This is a genomic window from Bacillus sp. JJ783 (assembly GCF_036963225.1).
Lineage (GTDB): Bacteria > Bacillota > Bacilli > Bacillales > Bacillaceae_G > Bacillus_A > Bacillus_A cereus_U.
Map to the genome: position 1 here is coordinate 5224 of NZ_JBALMG010000042.1, position 5791 is coordinate 11014.

Genomic DNA, 5791 nt, shown 5'->3' on the forward strand with positions numbered 1-5791 from the left:
GGGGGATGAACAAAACCCCCACTGATTAAAGTTTCACTTTATATGATTGATAAGTCACGGTTTGGGTTATTTCTTCTTTGTTTTCACTTGTAATGGTTCACCTGTGAAAGTATTACAATACATACTTTTTACTTTTGGGAATAATAAGTCCTTTCATTTTTTTGTAATACATAAAAATAGATGTCAAACGGGATATGTTGTATCCAATCTGGACAACTAACATTAGAAATACACTTATTAGACACTCTAAGTAATAAATTTGTTCCACTTTAAGATGAGGAAGAATTTGGGGTTTGTAAAATAACAATGGAACTACGTGTTTTTTCGTCATACAAAAACCTCTACATATAAGTAGAGGTTTTTAAATTATATATGAATGAATTATGCTTTTTTAGATAAAGCAAATCGAGTTCAGGTAAAAGAAGAACATAGAAGAAACGTTGTTTGATAAACTTAAAGATACTGTTGAAAATAACGTAGAAGCGATGGATCAGTTGTACGAAAAATTTATTCGCCAGATAGAAAATACTCCTATTATCGGGCAATATCATAACTACAAAAAAGGGCAAAATGAAGCGGTGTTAGATGAACTTAAAGGAATATTAAACACAATTTTACATCCAATAGATAGTGTTGAGGGCGCTGTGTATGATCTTTCTCACATCGACGGAACATTTGCTGCTATGGAATGAAAGATTTGGATTAAATGCACCTATTATTACATTCGGAAATAATATCTCTAACGCTGAAAAGATATTTGATCTAGGTATTCTTTTCTATATTTTAGAAACAATTGAAGCAAGAAAAAGTAGAATATTTAATGATTAGAATTGATAATATTCTAATATTCAATAGAAAGATAAAATATTTAAAAGTTCAAAATAATACAGTATAATATGTTTAGTAAAATTAACCAAAATATATTTTGCTTATTATGTATTAAAGGGGAAATGAAAATGGCTGGACAAATTCGTATGTCACCAGAGGAGCTTAAATCAAAAGCGACTCGATATGGACAAGGTGCAAATCAAATTGAGGATATTTTACGTCAATTACAAAACTTACAAAATGAATTAAGAGGAGAATGGGAAGGTCGTGCTTTCGAAGGTTTTGATCAACAGTTCAATGAATTAAAGCCAAAAGTACAAAACTTTGCACAGCTATTGCAAGAAATTAATATGCAGCTTAATAAAACTGCAGAGGCTGTTGCTTCTCATGATGAAGAATTATCACGTAATTTCGGTTTGAATTAAAAACGCTTTATTCTATATAACAAGCATTTCAAATGAGCCATACAGCTTATATTGTATGGCTCATTTGATTGCGTGCCCAGCGAGTGATATTGATAGGGATATATATTTAATGAGATTTCTTTGATGCGTTTGGAAAACTTATAGAAAGGGTTTGAAAGAATGGGACAATTTCAAAGTAATTTACAAACAGCAACGCAAATTGCTACGAAAATGGGATCAGCTTCTGATAGGATTCAAGGTGCAACAACTCGTTCTATAACAAAGGCGACGCGTACAACATTATCTGTTAATTTGAAAGCACAAGAAGCGAATCAGCAAGTTTTAGACTTGACGAAACAATTTTCCACTGCCTTTCAACAAGCGGTTGATAATATTCATTTGGTATCTAATGAATTTGAGAGAATGGATAACGAACTTCACAACACTTTTCGCTAATGTAACAACCTACGTAAAGTAAAATAGTAGGAGGAAAAAGATGGATCGAGATATTGAAAACAAAATTACACAGTTAAATCAAAAGTTACGAAGTGTATTTGAAGAACAGGACCGAAATCAATCTGCGATTCAAAAACAGGAAAAAGTAGAAGAAGATTTTCATGTATGGAAGAATCAAAACCATCGTTTGTTTGATCGTATTTTAGGAACTTGGCATAAAGATAGAGAAATGTCATTGTTTTTTATGGATATGCGTCAAGAAGCACAATACATCGAACGAAAACTTACATTTGAATTGGAAAGCCAAAAAGAAACATTGTTTAAAGAGAAACGAGATCTTAGTGACTTAGAAAATGATCTTTCACATCAGCAACAACAATTAGTAAAGGAGGCTAATTCATGAGTTTAAATATGTATTTGGGAGAAGTACAGAACCAAACTCAAAGTATGAACGCTGTATGTACGGCCACCATTCAAGGTATGGAACAAGCAATTCAGTCGATTGATGCTTTTGCAACTGATACTGTGTTACAGGGGCAAACATATAGCAGTGCAAAAGCATTTTTTGTACAAACCTTTCGTCCTTTAGCGCAAGGAATTATTTACTTATGTGAAGAACTAATCCGTCAGAATAATGCCTTTCCAAGTCAATTTCAATCACAGGTAGCTTCAACTGATGTTATTGAACAAGAAGTGTTAGAACAAATTCGAGAAATTGACCGAATGAAAACAAGTATGGAAGCTGTTAATCAAGCTATGCCAATGCCGGGTATGGATGCCATGGTAAATCTTTTTATTGTTATGAGGCAAAAACTGCAAGAAAAGCTGGATCATTTGTATCAATTCAATCAGACCTCTAGTAATAATTATAGTACAGCACTTCAATTAGCAACTAGCATTGCTGCAGGTCTTGCGGAAGTTCAAAGTGGGAAAGGGTTTAGTGTTGTCAGCGGTACATTTAGTACACAAGGATTGAATATGGATTGGACGGGTCCTATTCAAAAAATTACAGAAGATAAAGCTCGTGAAGTTGAAAGGTTAAATAAGGATTCTGAATCTGGTGAAGTAGACAAAAAAGAGTCATTTTTAGGTATGACTGGCTTTGATCCGATGGTACCATTAGATGGAATGGGGAATATATTCGGAACACTTTCAGGTGCAGCTGCAGTAGGGAATACAGTTTATAAAGTAAGGAATGGTTATGAGATAAAAAAAGACTTTGATAGAAAAAACAAACGAGTTCTTGTAAGAGAGAGTTATGATTCTGTTAAAGATAATAAAAAAGTTAATGGACGGCATAGAGATCATAAGATTTACTATGTAAATGATATCGAAAAAAAAATCGAAAATGGAACAGCTACTCCTAAGATAAAAGAAATAGAAGCTATGTTAAAAAAAGGAAGCGCAGCTAAAATGGCCTTAAAGGATAGGCTTGGATGGGCTAGTGTAGCTATAGATTCATATACAGATACAAGTGATAATATTAAAGATAATGCCTCGAGTGATAAAATTGCAGGAGATATTATTGGTAATGTTGTAGTAGGAGGAGCAACAACTGTAGGGGCTGCGGTTCTGACCGTTGCCGCTTTTCCTGCTGCGCCAGCTTTGGTAGTTGCAGCAGCAGGATTCGGTATTTCAGTAGGATTAACATACTTAACAGAAGGTGTAAAATGGGATGTTGATTTAGATGGTGATGGTGAAGATGATAGTATTAAGGATATGGTGAAAACGGGTGCGAAAAAAACTTGGTCAACAGTAGCAGGGTGGTTTAATTAACATGAAAAAAAATACAGATTTTAATAAAAAAGTTTTTGAATATTATATGGCTCTTTATGCTGTAAATGATATAAGATCGACTATAATTACTCTTGTGATTGGGATAGCAGATATATTTGTGCTTTTGCCTGCTTTTGCGAATCCTTTTCAACCGATATATATGTACATAATAGTTCCACCAGTTGTTTTTTTAAATTTATGGACAATATGGATTGTTATAAATCCTCGGAAACGGCAATTACAATACACTCTATTTCGTGGGGTATTTGGCATCGTATGTTCAGTAGGATTATTAGTTATAACCCAAAAGTTTGCATATGGAATGTTAGGATTACAAACTCCAATCTATTTTGTTTTTTCAGTTGGTTTGTATATTTTTGCTTTGAATCATTATTATAAAAACCATATTAAAAAACTTCAGGGACCAATCAAAAAATCAAAGTCATCGAAAAAAAATTCTGGCTTCGGAGTATTGGCTTTTGTAGGATTGGGTCAACTCATTGCTAATATCAGTCTTGGTTTTGCAACACAAAAGATGGTAGCAATTGTATTAATGTGTGTATACTCCATGCTTTCGTTTATGTTGTTTCATTTCATTATGGAACTCCATAGGTATTATTATTTAAGGAAGCATATAGAAGGTGGAGGTAGAACACATGAAACCATTTAAAGAGTCTGTATTGAATTTTAAGTATATAATCGTGGTTCTCCTATAGTCAGTAAAGACTGCGGAAAAGAAAAGGGAGAAGCAACATCATGAATATAGAATTACATTTAGATAAAGGAAGGATGGGGAATTATGCAATTTTCTAAAGAAAAGTTTTTACCAAATGGTTCTATTGTTCTATTAAAAGGTGGGACGAAGAAAATTGTGATTTATGGAAGAAAACAAAAACTTATGGTTAAAGAACCTGTGATGTATGACTATATTGGCTGTTTTTATCCAGAAGGCTACATTAATCCTGAGTATACATTTGTATTTAATCATGAGGATATTGAAGAAATTATATTTGTAGGTTTTATAGATGAGGAAGAAGAGGCATTTGTAGGATTTCTTAATTGAATATGATCTAGAAACAGATGACCTTCAAATTCCGATAAAACTAGCAATCTCCACGCCGAACTTGGACAAATCATAAGCGGGGAAAAAACCGGACGCGAAAATGATGAAGAGATTACTATTTTCAAATCAGTTGGTTTGGCAGTAGTAGATATTATCGCTGCGAAGTATTTGTATGAGAAAGCGGTGGAGTGCGGGATGGGGAATAGGATTGAGTTTTGAGACTGCCTTTTGGTGGTCTTTTTTGCATAAAATCTTGTAAAGCAAGAAAAAGTAGAATATTTAATGATTAGAATTGAATATTTATATTCTAATATTCAATAGAAAGATAAAACGTTTAAAAGTTCAGAATAATACATCATAATACGTTTGGTGAAATTAACCAATATATATTTTGCTCATTATGTATTAAAGGTGAGATTATAATAGGCCGGTATGGTTATAAATTCCATGCAGGTGAAGAATCAGGTTTTTCCGCAACCTCGCCTAACGGTTATGGCGGGGATTTTCATTTAAGTTTGAGAAGGAAGCGAGTTAATAGAATGCGAAAATTTTCAAAAATAGTTATATGTGTTGGTGCGTTAATAATGATTATAATGGGCATGAATGTACATGATACATGGAAGGATAGGATTTATTTTTCTTTAGCTGTACTTTTTGTTACCGTACTTTCTTTACTATGGAATATAGTTGCTCATAATATTATGGATAAATTTAAAAAAGGAGAATAAATAGCTATGAAACTTTTACCGATTGGAACAGTAGCAGGGTGGTTTAATTAACATGAAAAAAAGTATAGATTTTAATAAGAAAGCTTTTGCACATTATATGGCTCTTTATCCTGTAAATGAAATAAGAGTCCACGTAATTGGTCTTGTCCTTTTGGGGGCAGACGTGTTTGTTCTTTTGCCTGCTTTTGCGAATCCTTTTCGATTACTCTATGTATATATAGTAACTCCTCCAGTTATTTTTTTAAATTTGTGGGCGATATGGATTGCTATCAATCCTCGGAAACGACAATTACAATACACTCTATTTCGAGGAGTATATGGCGCCATATGTTCAGTCGGATTATTAGTTATAACTCAAAAATATGCTTATGAAGTGTTACAATTACAAACTCCCATCTATTTTATTCTTTCATTTGGTTTGTATGGTTTTGCTTTGTATCTTTTTTATAAAAATCATATTGAAAAACTTCAGGAACCAAGAAAAAAATCAAAATCATCGAAAGGAACTGGTGGTGTAAAAGTAGCAGCTATTGCAG

General features: G+C 33.0%; 7 protein-coding genes and 2 pseudogenes. All 9 read left to right on the plus strand.

The genetic code is table 11. The annotated features are described in order from the left end of the window. Positions 1 to 428: 428 nt before the first annotated feature. Positions 429 to 689 (plus strand): annotated as a pseudogene (locus V7038_RS09685) (hypothetical protein); the annotation flags it as partial. 267 nt (positions 690 to 956) lie between these two features. After that, positions 957 to 1253 (plus strand): WXG100 family type VII secretion target, encoded by a 297-nt coding sequence (locus V7038_RS09690; RefSeq protein ID WP_000918597.1) that lies wholly within the window; start codon positions 957 to 959, stop codon positions 1251 to 1253. A gap of 159 nt (positions 1254 to 1412) precedes the next feature. After that, positions 1413 to 1688 carry a TIGR04197 family type VII secretion effector gene (locus V7038_RS09695; RefSeq protein ID WP_078175282.1) on the plus strand — a complete coding sequence of 92 codons (276 nt, stop codon included), beginning with the start codon at positions 1413 to 1415 and terminating at the stop codon, positions 1686 to 1688. Positions 1689 to 1728: 40 nt separating this feature from the next. After that, positions 1729 to 2091: a DUF3958 family protein gene (locus V7038_RS09700; protein WP_078175281.1), complete on the plus strand. Its 363-nt coding sequence runs from the start codon at positions 1729 to 1731 to the stop codon at positions 2089 to 2091. Next, on the plus strand, positions 2088 to 3464 hold the full coding sequence (locus tag V7038_RS09705; protein WP_078175280.1) for a T7SS effector LXG polymorphic toxin: 1377 nt from the start codon (positions 2088 to 2090) through the stop codon (positions 3462 to 3464). Before V7038_RS09700 ends, V7038_RS09705 begins: the two co-directional genes overlap by 4 nt. Position 3465: 1 nt before the next feature. Then, on the plus strand, positions 3466 to 4134 hold the full coding sequence (locus V7038_RS09710) for a hypothetical protein (RefSeq protein WP_070169883.1): 669 nt from the start codon (positions 3466 to 3468) through the stop codon (positions 4132 to 4134). A gap of 129 nt (positions 4135 to 4263) precedes the next feature. After that, complete coding sequence (locus V7038_RS09715; RefSeq protein ID WP_070146215.1) at positions 4264 to 4527, plus strand: DUF4176 domain-containing protein; 264 nt, start codon at positions 4264 to 4266, stop codon at positions 4525 to 4527. A 10-nt stretch (positions 4528 to 4537) separates the two neighbouring features. Then, positions 4538 to 4746: pseudogene (locus tag V7038_RS09720) on the plus strand (ornithine cyclodeaminase family protein); the annotation flags it as partial. Positions 4747 to 5307: 561 nt separating this feature from the next. After that, the coding region (locus V7038_RS09725; protein ID WP_335469978.1) for a hypothetical protein at positions 5308 to 5791 on the plus strand (484 nt) is incomplete at its 3' end.

Bases quoted from the DNA above. Each gene is read 5' to 3' on its own strand.
- V7038_RS09690 (WP_000918597.1), top strand. From the start codon at position 957: ATGGCTGGACAAATTCGTATGTCACCAGAGGAGCTTAAATCAAAAGCG.
- V7038_RS09695 (WP_078175282.1), top strand. From the start codon at position 1,413: ATGGGACAATTTCAAAGTAATTTACAAACAGCAACGCAAATTGCTACG.
- V7038_RS09700 (WP_078175281.1), top strand. From the start codon at position 1,729: ATGGATCGAGATATTGAAAACAAAATTACACAGTTAAATCAAAAGTTA.
- V7038_RS09705 (WP_078175280.1), top strand. From the start codon at position 2,088: ATGAGTTTAAATATGTATTTGGGAGAAGTACAGAACCAAACTCAAAGT.
- V7038_RS09710 (WP_070169883.1), top strand. From the start codon at position 3,466: ATGAAAAAAAATACAGATTTTAATAAAAAAGTTTTTGAATATTATATG.
- V7038_RS09715 (WP_070146215.1), top strand. From the start codon at position 4,264: ATGCAATTTTCTAAAGAAAAGTTTTTACCAAATGGTTCTATTGTTCTA.